At 47.2% G+C, this 21,085-nt stretch carries 14 protein-coding genes; 6 read left to right on the top strand and 8 right to left on the bottom strand.

The window, feature by feature from the left end:
* Positions 1 to 28: 28 nt before the first annotated feature.
* The 3 genes from uxaC to ACYVE4_RS20160 all read right to left on the bottom strand — a co-directional run bounded on the left by uxaC (position 29) and on the right by ACYVE4_RS20160 (position 4,749).
* Positions 29 to 1,459: a glucuronate isomerase gene (gene uxaC, locus ACYVE4_RS20170; protein ID WP_461042020.1), complete on the bottom strand. Its 1,431-nt coding sequence runs from the start codon at positions 1,457 to 1,459 to the stop codon at positions 29 to 31.
* A 108-nt stretch (positions 1,460 to 1,567) separates the two neighbouring features.
* The gene (locus tag ACYVE4_RS20165) at positions 1,568 to 3,223 is read right to left on the bottom strand and encodes a UxaA family hydrolase (RefSeq protein WP_461042019.1); all 1,656 of its coding nucleotides are present in this window, start codon (positions 3,221 to 3,223) and stop codon (positions 1,568 to 1,570) included.
* Positions 3,220 to 4,749 carry a tagaturonate reductase gene (locus ACYVE4_RS20160; RefSeq protein WP_461042018.1) on the bottom strand — a complete coding sequence of 510 codons (1,530 nt, stop codon included), beginning with the start codon at positions 4,747 to 4,749 and terminating at the stop codon, positions 3,220 to 3,222. Before ACYVE4_RS20160 ends, ACYVE4_RS20165 begins: the two co-directional genes overlap by 4 nt.
* 294 nt (positions 4,750 to 5,043) lie before the next feature.
* On the opposite strand from ACYVE4_RS20160, the gene ACYVE4_RS20155 reads away from it, so the two are divergent.
* Entirely contained in the window at positions 5,044 to 6,075 is a 1,032-nt protein-coding gene (locus ACYVE4_RS20155) for a LacI family DNA-binding transcriptional regulator (RefSeq protein WP_461042017.1), read from the top strand.
* Positions 6,076 to 6,121: 46 nt separating this feature from the next.
* Here the strand turns inward: ACYVE4_RS20155 and ACYVE4_RS20150 are convergent, their stop codons facing one another.
* The 5 genes from ACYVE4_RS20150 to ACYVE4_RS20130 form a co-directional block, all read right to left on the bottom strand.
* Positions 6,122 to 6,469: a hypothetical protein gene (locus tag ACYVE4_RS20150; RefSeq protein ID WP_461042016.1), complete on the bottom strand. Its 348-nt coding sequence runs from the start codon at positions 6,467 to 6,469 to the stop codon at positions 6,122 to 6,124.
* Between the two features lie 46 nt (positions 6,470 to 6,515).
* Positions 6,516 to 8,252: a tetratricopeptide repeat protein gene (locus ACYVE4_RS20145; RefSeq protein ID WP_461042015.1), complete on the bottom strand. Its 1,737-nt coding sequence runs from the start codon at positions 8,250 to 8,252 to the stop codon at positions 6,516 to 6,518.
* 274 nt (positions 8,253 to 8,526) lie between these two features.
* Positions 8,527 to 9,117 (bottom strand): OmpA family protein, encoded by a 591-nt coding sequence (locus tag ACYVE4_RS20140; protein ID WP_461042014.1) that lies wholly within the window; start codon positions 9,115 to 9,117, stop codon positions 8,527 to 8,529.
* A complete protein-coding gene (locus tag ACYVE4_RS20135; RefSeq protein ID WP_461042013.1) occupies positions 9,054 to 9,659 on the bottom strand; it encodes a hypothetical protein in 606 nt (201 codons plus the stop codon). Before ACYVE4_RS20135 ends, ACYVE4_RS20140 begins: the two co-directional genes overlap by 64 nt.
* 357 nt (positions 9,660 to 10,016) lie before the next feature.
* Positions 10,017 to 11,663: a glycoside hydrolase family 28 protein gene (locus ACYVE4_RS20130; protein WP_461042012.1), complete on the bottom strand. Its 1,647-nt coding sequence runs from the start codon at positions 11,661 to 11,663 to the stop codon at positions 10,017 to 10,019.
* 303 nt (positions 11,664 to 11,966) lie between these two features.
* Here ACYVE4_RS20130 and ACYVE4_RS20125 point away from each other — a divergent pair, with 303 nt between their 5' ends.
* From ACYVE4_RS20125 to ACYVE4_RS20105, 5 genes are all read left to right on the top strand, one after another.
* The gene (locus ACYVE4_RS20125) at positions 11,967 to 13,157 is read left to right on the top strand and encodes an esterase (RefSeq protein WP_461042011.1); all 1,191 of its coding nucleotides are present in this window, start codon (positions 11,967 to 11,969) and stop codon (positions 13,155 to 13,157) included.
* A 73-nt stretch (positions 13,158 to 13,230) separates the two neighbouring features.
* Positions 13,231 to 14,406, top strand: a complete 1,176-nt coding sequence (locus tag ACYVE4_RS20120) for an esterase (RefSeq protein WP_461042010.1) — start codon at positions 13,231 to 13,233, stop codon at positions 14,404 to 14,406.
* A gap of 38 nt (positions 14,407 to 14,444) precedes the next feature.
* Positions 14,445 to 15,323 carry an alpha/beta hydrolase gene (locus ACYVE4_RS20115; protein WP_461042009.1) on the top strand — a complete coding sequence of 293 codons (879 nt, stop codon included), beginning with the start codon at positions 14,445 to 14,447 and terminating at the stop codon, positions 15,321 to 15,323.
* Between the two features lie 64 nt (positions 15,324 to 15,387).
* On the top strand, positions 15,388 to 19,494 hold the full coding sequence (locus tag ACYVE4_RS20110) for a glycosyl hydrolase (RefSeq protein ID WP_461042008.1): 4,107 nt from the start codon (positions 15,388 to 15,390) through the stop codon (positions 19,492 to 19,494).
* Between the two features lie 45 nt (positions 19,495 to 19,539).
* Positions 19,540 to 21,075 (top strand): carboxylesterase/lipase family protein, encoded by a 1,536-nt coding sequence (locus ACYVE4_RS20105; protein WP_461042007.1) that lies wholly within the window; start codon positions 19,540 to 19,542, stop codon positions 21,073 to 21,075.
* Positions 21,076 to 21,085 lie beyond the last annotated feature (10 nt).

The following is a 21,085-nucleotide window of genomic DNA, read 5'->3' as shown; positions in this document are numbered from 1 at the left end:
AGACACGGGGTAAGCATGACAAATATTCTCAAACAGCCATCGACATAGGCTTATTACTAAACCCAAAATAAGCTTTGGCATTGCCGTAACAGATGTTTTGCACGACTTGTCCCGTCCAGTCTTTATCGTCGGGGAGTTCGCCGTTTTCGATGTCGTTGCCGAGCATATTGCAAAGTATCCGGCGGAAGTATTCGTGACGTGGGTACGACAGAAAACTCCGCGAATCGGTCAGCATACCGACGAAACGGCTCAACAGGCCCATATTAGAAAGAGCGTTGATTTGTCGCTCCATACCCTCTTTCTGATCTAAAAACCACCAACCGGAGCCAAATTGTATTTTACCCGCTACTGAACCATCGTTGAAATTGCCAATCATCGTTGCGATTAGCTCATTGTCGGCTGGGTTCAGGTTGTAGATAATCGTCTTGGCTAATTTGTCGTTGGTGTCGAGTCGGTCTAGGAAACGGGCGATGGCGCGGGCTTGTGAAAAATCACCAATGCTATCCCAGCCAGTATCAGGGCCCAGAATACGAAGCATTCGGGAATTATTATTTCGTAGCGCACCGAGGTGGAATTGCTGCGTCCAGCCTTTTTCCCAATCCATCTCAGCCAGATACACGAGCATCGCCGATTTGAATTGCAAAACTTCTGCACTTGTTAATTCTGCGCCCGAACGAATCTTATCAAAAATGGCCTTGATTTCGGCTTCTGTATAATCCTCTGCGTAAATCTGCTCCAGGCCGTGATCGGAGAGTTTACAGCCCATAGCCGCAAAGAAATCGTGCCGCTGACGGAGCGCCGTTAGAAACTCATCAAAATTGCCAATCGATACGTTGCTGGCTGCCTCCAAACGACTGACGTATTGATTAAAAATGCTGGCATTTTCTACCGTCATGGCTTTATCAGGGCGAAAGGTCGGTAATACGCCAATTTCAAATCCTTCGTCGGCTAGTTTTTTGTGGTGTTCCAGCGAATCGACCGGATCATCGGTCGTGCAAACCGTTTCGACGTTCATCCGACGCAGCAGGTTTCGCACGGAATAATCCGGCGACTGTAACTGTTCGGTACAAACGTCGTAGACCTGACGAGCATTTTTGCCACTCAGCGGTGTCTTAATTCCGAAATACCGCTGCAATTCCAGATGCGTCCAGTGAAACAACGGATTGCGAAGCGTATAGGGAACCGTTTCGGCCCATTTTTGAAACTTGCTGAAATCGTCGGCGTTGCCCGTACAATAGCGTTCGTTCACGCCATTTGTCCGCATAGCCCGCCATTTGTAATGATCGCCATAAAGCCAGATCTGCGTCAGGTTTTCAAACTGCTTGTTTTCGGCAATCTGATCGGGCGGTAGATGGCAGTGATAATCGATGATCGGCATCGGCCGCGCAAATTCATGGTAAAGTTGCTGAGCCGTTTCGGTTTGCAGCAAAAAGTCTTCGTCAAGAAATGGCTTCTTCATGTACTTAATGATTGAATGATAGAGTGATTGAATGATTGAATAATCAAAAAGTTGAAAACGTTTTGCGTCAGCTATTCAACCATTCAATCATTCTATCATTCAATCAATTTAAAGTGAAACTCCCCGTTTCCAGGGTATAAAATCGTCTTGGCCGTGACGGACGGCGGCTACGTCGGATTGGCCGCTGGCGACCCGAATAATTTGGTCGAGAAGTCGTTCGCCAGCTTGGTCAATGGTTTCGTCGCCGTCAATAACGGTACCAGTGTTGACATCAATGATGTCGGGCATTCGATTAGCCAAAGCTGTATTTGACGCAATTTTAACCACAGGAGCAATAGGATTTCCGGTTGGCGTGCCTAAACCCGTCGTAAATAAAACGACTGTAGCGCCAGAACCAACCTCTGCCGTGGTGGATTCAACGTCGTTGCCGGGTGTACAAAGCAAATTCAAACCGGGTTTCGTAACGAGTTCGGGATAGTCTAGAACGGCGACTACGGGTGATGTACCCCCTTTTTTGGATGCGCCCGCTGATTTCATGGCGTCGGTAATTAACCCATCGCGAATGTTGCCCGGTGAAGGATTCATGTCAAAACCTGAACCGGCTTCTTTTGCCCGTAGAGCATAGACATTCATTAAATCCTTGAACCGATTAGCGGTTTCTTCATCTACACAACGGTCGCATAATTCCTGTTCAACACCGCATAGTTCGGGGAATTCCGAGAGAATTACGGTACCACCCAGAGCGACCAGCAAATCAGACGCATGGCCTACAGACGGATTCGCCGAAATGCCCGAAAAGCCATCCGACCCACCACATTCGAGGCCGACAACTAATTTGCTGAGTGGAGCCGGTTGTCGAACGAAGGTATTTGCCTGCATCAGTCCTGCGAACGTCTGCCGTAGTGCCTGACTAATCAGCGATTCTTCAGTGCCGATGGTTTGCTGTTCCAGGATAAAAAGTGGCTTATCGAAAGCCGGGCTGCGTTTCTGGATTTCTTCCTGTAACATGGCTACCTGGGCATTCTGACAGCCTAAACTCAGGATTGTTGCACCCGCTACGTTTGGGTGTGTTACGTAACCCGCCAATAATCCACAAAGGGCCTGCGCATCCTGACGAGTGCCTCCGCATCCAAGATCATGTGTCAGAAATTTTACGCCATCGACATTCGGAAATAGCTTCAACTGACCGCTCAGGGATTGTTCTGCAGATTGTAAATCGGCCTGTAGGATTTCTTCAACCGATCGGCCAGCCTGAACTAACGAAGCCAGCTCTTTCGCCTGTTGCTGATACGTATTCTTCCGGCCGTAGCCAAGGTCATGGACTAGGGCGTCTTCTAGTACCTGAATGTTACGATTCTCACAGAAAACAAGTGGAATAACAACCCAATAATTTGCCGTTCCCACGCGTCCGTCAGAGCGATGATACCCCATAAACGTTTGCCCCTGCCAACGCTCGACGGCTGGAGCAGTCCAGTGGTACGTTGAACTTTGCAGATCGTAGCTATTGGTTGCGTGCTGGACATTGAAAGTCGTCAATCGACCACCCATTGGAATTGCCTGCTTAGCCTTTCCCACCAGCACGCCGTACATCGTAATCGAATCGCCGGGAGCGAATGCCTGAATAGCTACTTTATGCTTAGCAGGAATATCTTCAGTGGTAATAATAGTTATATTTTCCCACTGTACACGTTCACCCGCTTCGAGATCGGTAAGGGCAACCAGTACGGAATCCGCAGGATGTATTTTTAAAACAGACTGTTTCATTTTGTTACAGTTTCAAGATGATCGAATTGTGCTGACAACGTCGCCAATACGCCGTTCTCGACCATGTGTGTCAAATAGGTACTGACCGCATCTGCAAACCCCGGCAACTGGCTCAAATCGTATCCCCAAAGAGTTGTATTTTTCAGTGCCGTTGCAACCAGTTCTGTTGGCGATAGGCGCGCCCATAAATCGGCAAAATAACCTGCTTGTGCATCGTAAATTGGGTATGCTTCGCCATCTCGTTCACCATACCAAACCTCGTCTTTCTGGTTGATTGCCTGCATGAATCGCAGATAAGCCGCGAAACCAAGTGTGATGTAGCGCGGGGTAACGCCTAATTGCTGATAATAATGGAGCAGGGTAGGGATATTACGCATCTGCATTTTGGCCGAATATTGCATCGTAATAGCTAGCCAGCGATGTTCAATAAATGGGTTTCGGAAGCGGTCAAGAACCTGAAAACCAAAGCGCTGTGCTACTTTCTCATCAACAGAATACGGTATGCCAGGAATCAATTCCCCCAGCATAACTCCACTAATAAAGGCCGACATAACTTCATCGTCCATTGCCTGGCGCACTGTATCGAAACCACTCAAATAAGCCAGTCCGCAGCTTAGGGTATGCGTACCGTTTAATAACCGAAGTTTCAGCTCGCGGAATTGATCAATGTTGGGGCGGATGAATATGTTTTCGTCGGCCTGATGGAAGGAAAGCACATCCTGTACATGCTCATTTCCTTCGATGGCCCACAGCCGATAGGCTTCCGAAATGGTCAGCAGATCGTCTTCATAGCCAAGCTGTTCTGTCAGGGCATGCTGCGATGCCGGGTCAGGGCGGCCAGGTACAATGCGGTCAACCAGTGAGTTACAGCACGTATTGGCCGTTTCGAGCCAGTCGATGAATGCCCCTTCCAGTGCGTTACGGTGTGCTAGTTCGAGCAGAATGGCTTCGAGTTTGGTGCCATTATCAGGTATAAGTTCGGTGGGTACGATAACTAAGCCTTTTGTCGGGTCGCCATTAAATGCTTGATAACGAGCATACAAAACGGCCAATAATTTACCCGGAAAGGATTCAGGTGGCGATTGTCGAATATCATCCTGTACGAGCTGTATGCCAATTTCGGTCGTATTGGAAATAACGATCTGTAAATCAGGGCTAGTCGCAACGGTCAAAATCTCATCCCAGCTTTGTTTGGCGGATAAAACCCGACTGATGGCCGAACATACGACGTTCTGCTCAACCAGTTGCCGGTTTTCGACACCCCGAATGCAAAGCGTGTACAGATTATCTTGCCGGGTAAACGCACGCATATCACCCCCATCGGTTGATTTGACAACCACAATTCGTCCATTGAAAATACCCTGCCGATTTGCTTTGTCGATGAGGTAATCGGGCAAGCCACGCAACAATACACCCGTACCGAACTGTAATACCCGTTCCGGTAATTGCTCGACGTTGGACAATGGTAAGTTTACTGCAAGGTTTGACGGAATGGCCAGAATCGACTGGAGGGACAGAGAATGCATATCGAGCTGTTGTTCTGAAGCTTTTAGAAATTTGGGAAAAATTGTCTTTTTTGTAGAATGGGCGGATGCAGGAAAATACGTCACTTCCTCATTTACCGAAGTAAGGTTAAGGAGCTAGTTTTTTATATTGAAACTTTTAAAGATATTTATTCACGCAAACGTTGTCGGGAACGTTGCCAGTTTCTGAATTAGTTAGCCACTAATTCGAAAAGAGTTGATAGTTGGACTAATTGTCTTGTTATTGGCCGACGGAAAATTATATAGTATATTTTTGTATTTTACTAATAAGTCGCTTTGGATACAGTAACCATAAAAGATATTGCACGGGCTTTAAATCTCTCAACATCGACCGTTTCGCGGGCGTTGCGGGATAGCTATGAAATCAATTCTGAAACCAAACGACTGGTCATTGAATACGCCGAACGGCTCAATTATCGCCCCAATCCCATTGCGCTCAGTCTGAAAGAAAACCGGAGTCGCGTTATTGGAGTGATCGTTCCGCAGATTGCTAACAACTTTTTTTCACAGGTCATCAACGGGATCGAAGCCATTGCGTATAATCGAGGTTATCACGTTATCATTTTTCAAAGCCACGAGTCATTTGAACGAGAGGTATTAACCGTACAACAGGCCGTTGCCCGGAAGGCTGATGGGCTTCTGATTTCATTATCAAGTAGTACATCGGATGTGTCGCAGATACGAGGGCTTCAGGAGAAAAAAATGCCGATTGTCCTGTTCGACCGGGTAGCGAATGAACTCGATATACCATGCGTTACCGCCGATAATTTTGGCGGGGCTTTTGCCGCTACCGAACACCTGATTCAGACGGGCCGTCGGCGCATCGCCCATATTACTATTCCCCCTTATATTTCCATTACACAGGAGCGGCTGGCTGGTTACAAGGCCGCCCTGGAGAAATACGGTATTCCCTACGAAGAAAGCCTGCTTCGTTATGCAGGTTTTGGACAGAACGAAGTAGAGCCAATTATTGACGAATTGCTAAGCCAGAATCCTGACGCTTTTTTTGCTGCCAGCGATCGCCTGGCGATTGGCTGTCTGGCCGCGCTGAAGAAACGGAATATTGCCATTCCCGGACAAGTATCGCTCATTGGTTTTACGAACATACCTGTTGCTGATTTATTGGCTCCGCCCATGAGTACAGTCGAGCAACCGGCCTTAGAAATTGGCCAGGTTGCCGCCGGACAACTCATTGATCTGATTGAAGGGAAACAAAAAGGTAGTCAGCCGAGCACCATTCGTATTCCCACCACGATGGTCGTTCGGGAATCGTCAGAGGTGGATGTATCGCTGCCGACCACACATTGAAAGGTAAGCTAGGATGATTTGTCGAGATAGGTTACCCGAGCGGAGCCTATTCATTCACCTGTATTGTGTAGGAAGTAATGGCCGCGAGTTTGCCGCTACTAAATTCATAAATATCACACGAAGCTACTGTGGTTGAATTCTGCTCACTATCAACATATTCGGCAGTGCTATCAATTACCACATAGTTATCTGTAGTAATCAGGACAAACTTATGAAAGGTTGTTGTGACCCCTGCCAAATAAGCGGCTGACTGCTGACAGGCATCAATTACATTCTGCTTGCCCTCAATGTGTTGACTGCCAACAACGTTCCAATGAATAGTATCCAGCAAATACGGGTAAGTCAAGTCAAATTTATGCCTTGAAAAGGCTTTTGCTAGTTCAGTTGTAGTCATATCTTCGGTTAATTAACGTCAAGTTGGCATTTGATACGGACCAACGCTACATAGTTTCGTTTGCGTTTTGATTCGACTTTAGGTTATTATCAGCCCATTTCCAGGCTCGTGTCAGTTCTGCCTGAGTTTGTTGAGCTTTATCAGTAAATCCCTGTCCTAGTTGAGCCTGACGTAGACCCGATAATGCCCAGCCATTGTGAGGGAATATCGTTAGGTCTTTCGTAAAAACGGCTTCGGCCTCGGCATAGTGTTTCCCTTTCAACAGAGTAGCACCTAATGTATGCCGTACTGGAAAAAACCAGTCGGGTGGCTCGTTGTAGCCTAGGGCATCTTCCAGTGCAACCGCTTCCCGTAAAAGAGTAATACTGCTATCCAATTGCCCTTCGTTTGCCAGAATGTCGGCCTGTAGCACCCGACGAGCGATTTCCAGGATGGAACGCATCGAATTGACTGGCCCAACCAACAACTTGCCCATGTCAGGATTCGCTGCTAGTTTATCAAGTTGTTGTAATTCCAGCTTTGCCTTGGCGAACTGCTGTTTGCTGACCAACGCCAATCCACGGGCGTAGTGACGGATAGCGGTGGGATAGGGTAACTTAACGGTGTCGGCATCGCACATCCGAAGGAGTTCATCCCACCGGGAAAATTTGATCGCTACGTGGTAGGGGATCGTATAATAATGCTGAAGAGCGCACCAGGCAGGCTCCGCCATCAATTTTTTATTCGTGTTCCCGGCTGTTTTTTGTGCTGAACGCATCGCCCAGCTATAGTTGCCTTCGAGTGTGGCTGTGGCAACCAGCAAGTGGTAGTTGTGCGGAAAATAGACCAGGGGAAACGCTCCCTCTGCGTGTCTGTTCATTAAGTAGATGCTATCAATACGTACGGCCTGCTGGTTGCGTATTGATCCTTCGTGATAATTACCCGTTCGGATGTATGTGTGCGACGGCATATGTACCAGATGGCTGGCTTTCGGTGCTAACTTACCCAGAATAGCCGCGCTTTTTAGCCCTCGTTCCGGTGTTTGAGAAGCTTCTACGGCATGGATATAATAATGATTCAGGGCAATGTGGTCAGGGTTTCGGGCCATCAATTTTTCCAGTACCGTCACGATGGCGGGAGTCCAGGGTTTCGGGCGGCCATCTTTTTCCCACAAATCCCACGGATGCAGGTCCATTAATGATTCTGCATAGAATCCGGCAATATCGGCGTCGTCGGGAAACTGTTCGTGGACTTGCTTGATTGCCGTCGCGTAGGCTACATCATACGGCCTTCGATCCTCGACGGGCGTGGCTGGATACCGTTTTGCCAAAGCCTTAATCAACGCTTTTTCTTTATCGGTGCAATTGCCTGATAACTTGATTGCTCGCTGAATAGCAATATAGGCACGTTCGTAGTTGTCAGGCTCCATGCCCGCATTGTAGTTTGGTCCTAGCACGTAACTGAAGCCCCAATAGGCCATAGCGCATGTTGAATCTAACCGGGTGGCTTCGTAAAACGAACGGGCTGCTTCGGCATGGTTGAAACCCACGGCTAGCATAAGACCCTGATTAAAATACCGTTGCGCTTCTTGGTTTCGGGTTGTAATGGGGAAGTGGATATTGCCTATACTATCGAAGAGCATGGCTTTTTCTTTAGTATTGTACCAAACTTTATCCGTTGGCGTGGTCCGACAAACGACTATCGAAGTCGGTGGATTGTCAGCCGGTTTCTGACGAGGATGGCAACCCAATAACTGGCTCAATCCCCAAAGTCCCCCACCCAACAAAATGAGTAATCGTACCATTGTCATTGTCAAGGTTTATAAGAGGATAAATATAGGAGAATTTTACTCTTACTGGTTGATTATCAACTATTTGTTCTTTTCTGGGGTTTTAAGAATAATCATTTCTTCCTTTTAACGACTCCGAGGGCAGGATGGAAGACAAAATAACTCAAGACAACAAACATGGCGTCAACCTTTACCCTCCTTGATAGTTGGGTTATTACCCAACTTCAGGACGTGCGGCCTGCCGCCCAAGACCACCCAGGCGAAGCGCACACAATGCTCAGTCGGCTATTTACAAACTCACGACTTTCAATTCTACTCGCCTGTTCGTCTTACGATTTTCGTTAGTATCGTTTGACACTCTGGGTTTAGAAGAGCCATAGCCAACAGTCTTTATTCGGGTACTGATATTGTCAACTTGATTAGCGATGTAATTCTTGCAGGCCACAACACGATCCTCAGACAATTTTAAATTCAAGGTTTCATCTTTTTCTTCGTTGGACGTGTGCCCAGAAAACTCAATGATGAGAGTCGGGTATTCTTTCATTAACTGAACAACTCTGTTTAACTCTGCCTTCCCTTCGGGCAGTAAATAACTTTTGCTTTGTTCAAACTGAATTGAATTTAGCGCGATGCTTTCACCCTTTTTCAACGTTTGGCCATTAACTACAATAGATTGAGGAAGAGGTGCAGTTGCTTCCTTGATTGGTGAATTGGTCCGTGTTGGGACAAGGAAAAAGTTTTTCGTCAAATTCGTATTATTTATTTTAAGTACTTCCCTTAATGGCTCATAGCCGTCTTCCCTAATCTCAATATCACTTATATCATTGATTGGTGCTTCGAATTTATAGTAACCATCATTGCGTGTCGGAATTGTTTGCATAGGAGATAGTCGCCTATGATTGAAAGAGTTGTTCTAACGGGTTTACGGGTTTGCTTATCAAAGACCCGTCCTTCGACTTCTGATTCAAGCGGAGCTGATGGTACTTGAGGTTTAGGAGGTAATGGTTGTGAAATTATGAATGTACCAGGGCGACAACTGCTGTTCATATAAGTTGAGTTTTCATACACTCTGCCACTTGTCCACATACCTTCTATAGTTCGTTTGTTTTGCGTCAGATTAGACTCAAGAGTGCCTTCCAGATTCTTCAAGCACCACCCCATATTCGTAGGTGAGTACTGTTGAACTACTTCATATTCATTCATAAAGACTCTATTCTCTTCAATTTTACCTGTAAATTTTTCGATAGCAAAACCATATTTGCTACTGATTTTGATCTGTCCAGTCAGATTATTCCCATTCTGATAAATACTAGCTTCCATCGTAATTATTGCATCTGATGGTGCGCCTTCCTGAGTGATTCTACCAACCCATTTTCCGGCTATACTTTGACCCAATGAAAAACAGGTGGAGGTCAAATACATAATGAACAAGCTTATAAAAAGCCTCATATAGCGCATTGTTTAAAGGCATTAGTCAATTTGCGAAACCCGGAATTTGCAGCTGACTGCCTGCCAAACTCAGGCATATTGGTTGTCAGGTGGAGCAGCCTAGCGGACTACCATTCCTCTTCTGATGCGCTGTCTGTCAGCCGTAAAACGGAACACGCACAAGCCTACACATGAACTGGAGCCAACCAACATACAAATGTGCGAAAACCCGCTAAAGACTTTTCGCTGAGGATCAATGAAAAGTACTTTAGCGGGTTAGCTTAAAGACAACAGAGCGTGTTTATACATATTCTTTATGTCACACGCTAGAAAGGATATGGAAGACTTTGTTTACTTCATCGTCAGTGCATTTGCTGGAACGTTGGCGTCGGTCGTTACTGCTTTTTTGGCTTTAGAGGTATCTGTATTCAGTAGCTTGATGTCTTTCGAACGATCTCCCGATATATGCATTAATAAGTCATTGTTGTTGGCGTAACGAATGTTGTCGAGGGTGATGGCGCGACTGTTTTGAAGCTGCATCAGGGTTTTGGCGGGCGACATCAGCGTTACGTTTTTCAGTCGAATATTTTCCGCTTCTATGCAGACGAATCCCTTCCGACTTTGCAGAACGGCGTTTTCGATCAGAATATCTTTTACAGCCATTTCAGGTAAACCGCGCACCAGAATCCCTGTTTCGGCACCTTTGCACGTCACATTTCGAATTTGAAATGACCGGAATTGGGGTGTTCCTTCCGAAAGCGGCTGGGCTGGAATGACAGGGAGTTCGTTGCTCTCGCCATGTTGCGGAACCGGGTCTTTAGCGGCATAATACATGTCGAACAGAATGGCTTCCCCGGCAATGTTCGTCATATCAACGCCATCCACGAAAATATTCTCGACAATGCCCCCCCGACCACGAGCGGTCTTGAATCGCAGCCCGACGTCGGTACCCATAAACTGGCAGTTCGATACGTACAAATTGCGCACTCCGCCCGACATTTCGCTGCCAATGACAAACCCACCATGAGCATGATATACCCGGCAGTTACGGACGATGATATTTTCAGTCGGAATACCTCGTTTACGGCCTTGTTCATCACGACCCGATTTGATGCAAATGCCATCGTCGCCCACATCGAATGTACAATCTTCTACTAGTCCGTTTCGGCATGATTCCAGATCAAGACCATCTCCATTCTGCGCATACCAGGGATTTTTGGCCGTCACCTTACGTAGTGTAATGTGCTCACACAGCATTGGATGCAGGCACCAGGCCGGTGAGTTTTGAAATGTAACCCCTTCCAGCAAAATCCGTTTGCAACGGGTCAAACTGAGCATATTAGGTCGCAGGAAATCCTTGATACTTTCGTAATACGACATCGGCTGGCCGGATTTGGCAACCGACATATTCGCGCCTTTAAACGACTGCTCGGACGGATACCACATATCCTTTTTATCGTTTACCAGGCCCCCTGACGCCACGAGTTTCGCCCATTGATCGTCGGTCATTTTGCTGCGCTTCACCATCCGCCAGACATCGCCCGCGCCGTCCAGAATTCCTTTACCAGTGATGGCAATGTTTTCGAGGTTGGTGCCTGAAATCGGGGCTTGATTTCGAACAGCGTCTTCGCCTTCCCAGGTGGTCGTAACCAACGGATATGCACTGCGCTGATCCGTAAATTGAAGTAAAGCACCTTCGGCGAGGTGCAGATTGACATTGCTTTTCAACGTAATAGGACCAGTCAGCCAGAGCCCGCGTGGTATCAGCACAACACCTCCGCCTGATCGATTACACTGCTCAATCGCTGTATTGATGAACGCCGTATTGAGGGTTAATCCATCCGCTACGGCACCAAATTTGGTGATCCTGAGTGTGTCTTTTCGGAAGGTTGGCGTATGGATTTTGGGAAGTTCAGGGCCAATCATAGTACCTGATGAAAGGTCTGGTCGAAAGGCTGACGCTATAATAAGCAGGGAAAATGCAGAAAATAGTTTCATTGGGCTTTGAGGTAAGGCTACCTGATTACCGGCGTAATGGTACAGAATCGAAGTGACCTAAGATTGATTTTCACCTTAAAGTGACCCAAAAACTGAGACTGATTCAAGAATAGATTGCCCTTTTTTTACGCAATCGTTGCCGGGAACGATATCAGATTTCACGGGTAACTAGATCCCGTTTTTATAAAGAACTGAATTTAGTAGGCATCCTGGGAAGATTGCCTATTAAAAAGCTACAAAAAAACCTTTTTTGATTTATAGTAACTTAAAATCTTTATGTACTTTTGACACAAAGCCAATCCTATGGGTAAGAACCGAGTTCGCAGCTTAATTTGCCTACTTTTTATTCTCAAAACGTACTGCACAATAGCTCAGCAGGCACATGTTAACCTCGACTGGAATCCCCAGAAAAATACGCAGAATCTAGCGCCTTACGGAGCCAATGTGATTTCACCCGAAGTGCGCGATGATCGTACCATAATCTTTAGGCTGAAAGCTCCTGATGCCAGACAAGTCATGCTGACTGGTGGACCAATGCTGCTGGCTCTGAGGGCTAAAGATCCCATTCCCTTTCAAAAAAGTGATGATGGTCATTGGACGCTGACAGTTGGGCCTGTCAATCCGGATATTTACGTGTACAAGTTTATCATCGACGGCGTAACGGTGCCCGATCCAAACAATACGCTGACGGGTTTTAATGATCAGCCTGGCTATAGTAATGTGGTGGTTCAGGGTGATGGGCCAGCTTACTATGATGCCAAACCAGTACCGCACGGTGCCGTTACCCGACACATTTATCATTCCGATGTATTAAAAGGGGAGCGGGAAATGTATGTCTACACCCCTCCTGGCTATTCACCTAAAAAGAAATACCCCGTGCTATACCTGGTAGGCGGGAGCGGAGAACTGGCTTCAGGCTGGACGCTCGATGGACGGGCGAATTTCATTGCTGATAATTTACTCGCGGAGGGTAAAATGGTGCCAATGATCATTGCCATGCCCAATAATCAGGTCGTTCACCGCAGCGATCCGGATCATACGGCCAAGACATTCCCGCTGTTCGAGGAAGAGTTGAAAAAGCAGATCATTCCGTTCGTCGAAAAAACGTACAGTACCCGCGCTGAACGTAAAGGTCGCGCCTTAGCAGGGCTCTCGATGGGAGGGCGACATACCCAATTTGTTGGCTTAACAAATTTGGATTTGTTTAGCTCATTTGGCGTATTGAGTGCAGGCGATCCAGATACTGAAAAGGTAAGTGCTGCTTTCCTGAATGATCCAGCAGCCAATCAGAAAGTCGATTATTTACTGGTAGGGCAGGGGACTAATGAAGCCAATGCGCCCATCGGTAAACGAGTAATTGCCCTACATGAAGCCCTGCAAAATCACAAAATAAACCACGAGTATTATGTTGGAGGTGAGGGCGCGCATGAATGGGGAACCTGGCGGCATTTGCTCTACTATAAACTCCTGCCGAACCTCTGGCAGAAAAAATAACAGATACCCCCTAAATCCCATAAAGGAGATCTAGGGGGTATTAATTCTTCAAACGTTTACTAACATTACATGTATGAACAACCCAAAACGTCTGCTATCGGCAACCTGCGTCGGCCTGTCGATGGCCTTTTCTGCTGTGCTGATTAGCCCTGTTGCAACGGCTCAGATGCAACAGCGTACTCCGACGCCCAACGATACGCTGAAATCGCCAAAAGTGCTGGACGACAAGAAGGTACTCCTTCAGATTTATGCGCCCAAAGCCAGCGAAGTAACAGTAGGTGGCGATTTTCTGTCAAATCCGAAACCACTTAGTCTGACAAAAAATGATCAGGGCGTTTGGTCGGTGCTGATTGGTCCGCTGAAACCTGACTTTTATTCATACACATTGATGGTTGATGGTGTGCGAACAATGGATCCTAAAAATCCAGTGATCAAACAAGGGATCAGTAGTTTAGAAAATATGATGGCGGTACCAGGCCCTGAAATGGCCTTTGAGGACAATAAAGCGGTACCGCACGGAGAAGTCCGTGATGTGTGGTATTCGTCGAATACGTTGGGGATGATGCGTCGGATGCACGTGTACACCCCACCAGGTTACGAAAAAGGCAGTACAAAATACCCCGTTTTTTACCTGCTTCATGGCGGGGGCGATGATGATTCGGGCTGGAATACCATTGGACGAGCGGGCTTCATTCTGGACAACCTGATTGCCGCCGGAAAAGCGAAACCCATGATCGTGGTCATGCCGAACGGTAGCATGCCTATGCCACCGTCGAACGGAATGCCTAATCCGCAGATGATGAACCAGATGCGGGATCTGTTCTCCAAAGAGTTTCTGAACGAGGTCGTACCGAATGTCGAGAAAAATTATCGTATCGTACCGACAGCTGATAATCGAGCGATTGCTGGCCTGTCGATGGGTGGTTTCCAAACGCTGGATTTGACTTTAACACGCCCTGAATTATTTTCCTACGTTGGCGTATTTAGTTCTGGTTTCTTTGGAGATACTGCCAACGAAGCCGATACGAAATACGCAAAGGTGCTCAATGATCCATCCTTTAACAAAGGCAAAAAACTGTTCTGGGTGAGTATCGGCAAAGATGATTTCGTGATGGAGGCCAATAAAAAGACGCTGGCCATGTTCGATAAACACAATATCAAATACCAGTATAAAGAATCGTCGGGTGGGCATACTTGGGTCAACTGGCGGCAGTACCTGAATGAATACGTGCCGATGTTATTTAAATAGGGTTTCATTTCGCGCTTACTTACTTAACCTAATCAATCATGAAAATCCGTCTCCTGCTTAGTAGCCTGCTACTTAGCTACAGCATAATAACCGTTGGTGCTAAAGTCGATACGCTGGATGTGCCATCGGCTGCGATGAACAAAAAGCTTCGGGCGGGTATCGTTTTGCCGAACTCGTACGCAAAAAGCAAAGCCAATTTTCCCGTGCTGTATTTACTGCATGGCGGGAGCGGGAAGTTCAGCGACTGGCTCATTAAAACGCCGGATAAAATGCTGTTGCAGAACCTGTCTGATCAGTATAATCTGATTATTGTGACGCCGGAAGGCGAGCCACTTGGCGGATACTTAGATAGCCCAATTCAGAAAGACAACCTGTTCGAAACCTACATTACCAAAGAGGTTATTGAGAAAATTGATAACACCTATCGTACCATTCGCGACCGAAAAGGCCGGGTGATTACGGGACTAAGTATGGGTGGACATGGAGCCTTGTATTTATCGGGTCGGCGCCCGGATTTGTATTGTGCGGCTGGGAGCATGAGTGGCGCATTAGATCTGAGTACGAAGAATTGGAAGATTACTCCAGAATTCGCCAGCCGAATCGCTCCTGGATTCGAACGAATTCTGGGGCCGCAAGGGGGGACGCCAGATTTATACGCAGCTAATTCGGTTGTAACTATGACGGATAAATTGAAAGCTAATGGTTTGCCGCTAATTATTGATTGTGGCGTCGATGATTTCCTGATCGAACCAAATCGCGAACTGCACCGCCGACTGGTTTATAATCAGACTCCTCACGATTATACTGAACATCCCGGTGCGCATACCTGGGAATATTGGGAGAATTCATTGCCTTCTCATGTCTTGTTTTTTAGTAAGATCCTGAAAGCCAACGGTTCTACAGTAGTTGGACCATAGTAATCAATAGGCTACTGAAATAGTAACTTGACAAGAAAATCCAGAAAAAATCCTTCATTGCGTAATGAAACGACGCACATTTTTGACGACCAGCGCTAAGACTGGTTTCGTCGCTTTTATTACGCCATCGGGTATTGTTGAGATTGCGGAGAATAAGGTTGCTGTAGCTCCAAAAGCAGTTGATTCCTTAGTCGCTGCGTTCGTCAATCCGCCAATGTCGGCGCGGGCGCAATGCTGGTGGCACTGGATGAATGGCAACGTGACCGCCGATGGCATTACCCGTGATCTGGAAGCCATGAAACAGATTGGCCTCGGCGGTTTTCAGAATTTCGATGCCGGAACGGGTATTCCGAAGGGGCCAGTTGTGTATTTAAGTCCAGAATGGCTCAAACTCAAACAGCACACAATTAAGGAAGCCGAACGACTTGGTCTGGAGTTTACCATGCACAATTGCCCTGGCTGGTCATCGAGCGGTGGGCCGTGGATTACGCCCGAACTGGCGATGCAGGAAGTAACCTGGAGCGAAGCGTATGTAGCTGGAGGACAGTCTGTAACCGTAAATGTGCCGCAGCCTTTAAGTCGACTGAATTATTACCGTGATATCGCTGTACTTGCCTACCCATCACTACCCGGTGAAACGGCTCTATCGTCATCAGTAGATAAAATAACGGTCAATGGGAATGATGAATCAATATCGATCGAGCGGTTGGCGGGCGCAGAAGGAGTAATTGTTCAGCCAACCGCCGAAGGTCAGCCAACAACCTTACTCCTGGCGTTTAAGGAGCCTTATGAAGCGCGTTCAATTGCGTTCCTGAGTAAGCCTGTTGGGAAATCGTCATCGGGCGGGGGCGGTTTCGGTGGTGGGCCACAATTGACACTGGAAGTATCGGATGATGGTGTTCAATTTCGCAAAGTTAGTACAGCAAGCGCTGGCCGTTCACCTGAGTATGCGCTCAGCCTAGCGGAGTTTCAGCCTACAACCGCTAAGCACTTCCGAATCACATCGCCGGGTGCGCGGCAATATGCACAGCTTCGATTTTCAGGAACGGCACGACTCGCAGATTGGCGAAAGAAAGTCGATAATGTGTTCGGTGTTACGGAATTACCTGCCGATCATGATACGGTTGGAAAAACTTCTATTGATCCCGCTTCACTTGTTGACGTCACCCAATTCATGGATAAAGCCGGTGTGTTGCGCTGGCATGCACCGGCTGGTAACTGGACGATTTTACGAATTGGTTATACACCCAAAGGCGAACTGAATCGATCGGCTCCTGATACGGGCGTTGGCTTAGAATGTGATAAATACAACTCGGCAGCTATTGATTTTCATTTCAAAAAAATGATGGAAAATCTGCTGCCGACGCTGAAACCACTTACAAAAAAAGGCAAAGTAGGGCTGCTGATCGACAGTTACGAGGTTGGCATGCAGAACTGGACAGCTCAGTTTCCGCAGGAATTTCAGAAACGGGCAGGCTACTTGTTGCTGAACTATCTACCCACACTAACCGGCCGAGTTGTGGGGAATATTGATACGACAGAGCGATTCTTATGGGATTTTCGACGCGTTTTGGCCGACTTGATAGCCGACAATTATTACGGACGATTCACTGCGCTTTGCCATCAACAGGGAATCATTGCGTACACGGAGCCCTACGACCGGGGGCCAATGGAGGAAATGCAAATTGGTGCGCGGGTCGATGTAAATATGGGCGAATTCTGGCATGGTCTTTCTTCGCTGTTTCAGAACAATCAGACCATGCGCCGAACCACGAAACTGGCGGCATCCATCGCACACATAAATGGGAAAACGATGGGTGGAGGTACGTCCGCTAATCCGCAGATTGTCGGCGCAGAGGCCTTTACGGGCGAACCCGAATCGGCACGTTGGCAGGAATATCCATTTGGCATGAAAGCTCTTGGCGACAAGATGTTCACGCAGGGACTGAACCGGATTATTTTTCACCGATACGCCCATCAACCCCACCCGACGGCTGCTCCGGGTATGACGATGGGCCCCTGGGGAATTCATTTCGACCGGACAACAACCTGGTGGAATCAGGGACGTGCATGGCTTGATTATCTGGCGCGTAGTCAAAGTATGTTACAACAAGGGCTTTTCGTGGCTGACCTGGCTTATTTTACAGGCGAAGGAGGTAATCAATACACCAAAGTTGAACCGCACGAACTGACGCCAACACCTCCACAAGGATACGATTATGATCTGATAAACGGCGAAACGCTACTGAAACGCGCTCGTATACAGGGAAATACTCTCATGCTGCCTGATGGAATGAGCTATCGGATTTTGGTACTTCAGGATCATCAATCACTCAGCCTGGCATTACTTCGAAAACTACATGGCTTCGTAAAAGCCGGACTAGTACTAATTGGCGTAAAGCCATCCAGTTCACTTGGCTTACGAGGCTTCACAAAAAACGACGCTGATTTTCAGCAACTCGCCAATGAACTCTGGGGTAGCATTGATGGCAAAACCATCACCGAAAATCGATTGGGAAACGGGCGGGTGATCTGGGGACAACCGATTCAGACAGTCTTGGCCTCACTTGGTATTCAGCCTGATGTTGACATTACGTCTCGGTCCGGAGATGCACCTATTACCTGGATTCATCGGCGAGTTGGCGATAAGCACATTTATTTCCTTGCCAATCAACGTCGATCCGTTGAAGAAACGGTTTGCACATTTCGGGTATCGGGCAAACAGCCTGAATATTGGGATGCTGCAACGGGTAAAATGACCCCAATCCCGATTTATGAATCTGAAAAGGGGCAAACTCGCCTACCAGTACATTTTGATCCATCAGGCTCAGTTTTTGTCGTATTTCGGAATCCAGCGCAGAAGCCATTACAGGCAATCGTAAAAAGAACAGAAACGCTGTTAAGTGTAAAACCTTTTCCAGGATCTACCCGGAAGCTCAATAAAGACGTAGTAAACAACTTTACGATTAGCGTTTGGGCAAAGCCTGAGTTGAATAGTATGCTTTCGCCAACGGGTTTTCTGGAACACGTAAAAGAACCCTGGACCGATTATTACGCCATCTACCCATCCGCAGGAGCCGATTTATACGGCACTGGACATACTACTTGTGGCCTAACGATTGGCCGCAATGGGGTTGCTGTTTGGGAGCGTACAACCGGTAATCCCGTATTTCGCATGGCCGCTCCGACCGCTATTTCAGGCTGGAGCCACGTTGCACTGGTCTATACGGATGGGATACCCTCGGTGTATGTAAATGGACAATTGATTCAACAGGGGAAAGGGGGTGGAAATAGTGTCCATCCTGGAACTGGTCTGGCATATTTGGGCGATGGAGCCTCATTTTACAATGGGGATATAACAGAACCTCAGTTAATTACAGAATCATTAAGTGCAGATCGAATTCAGCAATTAAGTCTTCAGAGTCGCCCAAAGTCGTTTGATTTTCTTCCTGTTACCGTCAGTACTAATGGAAAATCCGGGCTATTGTTTTGGCAGGATGGTCAATATATATTGCGCGGTCAGAATGGGAAGGATACAACAATAACCGTTTCCCAAGCCACTCCTGTCGTAGAACTGAACGATGATTGGCAGGTGCGTTTCCCACCCAATCTGGGAGCGCCTGAGCAGATCAAATTGCCTAATTTGATGCCATTGAACATGCATGCGCAGGATGGGGTAAGGCATTTTTCCGGAACAGCAACCTATTCAAAAACCTTTACCATTTCTTCGAATCGTCGCTCAATAACTAAGCGACTGTTTCTGGATTTAGGTCAGGTAGAAGTCATTGCCAGTGTCGTTCTAAATGGAAAAAGCCTGGGTACACTTTGGAAACGCCCGTATCGGCTGGACGTTACCGATGCTGTAATCAATGGGCCAAATAACCTGGAAATCAACGTAACTAATCTTTGGCCGAATCGCCTGATTGGCGATGAACAGTTGCCAGATCCAGACAAATTTACGCCGGGTGGTGGAGCAAGTGGATTTGCGAGCTTGAGCAGTGGGGCCATTATGGAGTTGCCTGATTGGTACAAAGATGGTAAACCCAAACCCGTTGACGGCCGTGTTACATTCACCACCTGGAAGCATTATAATAAAGACTCGCCGTTGCTTGAGTCTGGATTGATTGGGCCGGTGCAACTGCGAGAGGCTGAACTGAAGTTGCTAACTTAATAGGAGCGAGGAAGGATGACAAAACTGCATATTTAGTAATCGATAATGAAAACAATTATTCTCTTAACATTCCTTTCGTTCTCTGCTCCCGCTCAGCCCGTTATTGTGAAAACGGAAAATGGCCAGATTCAGGGAGCGACTAATAAAACGGGTGATATCCGAATTTTTAGAGGAGTTCCTTTTGCCGCTCCGCCCGTTGGAAATCTCCGCTGGAAAGCGCCACAACCCGTGGCGAACTGGTCCGGTATTCGGAATTGCGAGTTGTTTGGACCCAGCCCAATGCAAGGGAAGCCCACACCCTTTATGTATTGGTCGTCAGAGTTTCTGATTCCAGAGCAACCCATCAGCGAAGATTGTTTGTACCTGAACGTATGGACAGCTGCAAAAGCGGCTTCAGAGAAACGTCCAGTAATCGTTTACATTCCAGGCGGAGGATTCCGAAGTGGGGGAGGAGCCTGCCCTATTTACGACGGGGAATCGATGGCTAAAAAGGGAATTGTATTCGTCACGATCAATTATCGACTTGGTGTTTTTGGATTCCTGGCGCACCCAGAACTTACTCAGGAATCGAGCTACAAAGCATCGGGTAATTATGCTCTTCTGGATATAATTGCTGCCCTAAAATGGGTCCAGAAAAATATTGCCGCGATGGGTGGCGATCCCAGAAATGTTACGATAGCCGGTCAGTCGGCCGGAGCGTTTGCGGTTAATTTCATAACAGCATCCCCGTTGGCCAAAGGACTAATTCATCGGGCTATTGCAGAGAGTGGAGGTAGTTTCGTAACGAGCCCAATTCGCCCTAAACTCACGTTGCAAGGCGCAGAGGAACAGGGCGTTGCTTTTGCTAAATCGCTAAAAGCCAATTCACTCACTGAATTGCGCGCTAAATCTGCCGACGAAATTTTCAAAGCAACTGGAGGCCTGAGCAGTCCCATTACAGATGGCTATGTGATTCCAGAATCCATTTATACCATTTACGAAAAAGGTCATCAAAATGATGTGCCGCTGATTGTTGGCTGGAACGAAGATGATCGGGTAGCGGGGCCACCTGCCAAAGCTGATGCGTTTAAAGAGCAGGTAAACAAACGGTTTGGTGATAAAGCTGACGAATTTCTAAAAGTATACCCCGCTCAAAACGATAAGGAAGCTTCAGAATCACAAATAGCTAGCGGTCGGGATGAAGCGTTTGGTATTCAGGATTATACATGGGCAAAAATGCAGGAGAAAACAGGTAAAGCACCCGTATACGTGTATAATTTCAACCGAAAAGTGCCCGCCAATACACCCGAAACGCAGTTTGGCGCCTTTCATTCTGGCGAAATCGTTTACGCCTACAATAATCTGCACACGCTGAAACGCCCCTGGGAGCCCGCCGATCGAGCGTTGGCGGAGGCAATGTCCTCCTATTGGGTGAATTTCGCCAAAACAGGAAACCCGAATGGCAAAAATCTGCCCAAATGGGTTCCTTATACCCTCAAAATCGAAAACGTTCTGATTCTGGATACAACGATCCAGAATAAACTCCTGCCTACAAAAGCTCAGCTTGCGTTTTGGGAGAGTTATTATGGTGTTGAGAAATAAGCTTGGTAAT

It is taken from the genome of Spirosoma harenae, assembly GCF_054776975.1.
This window is presented reverse-complemented; position numbering and strand designations above follow the sequence as displayed.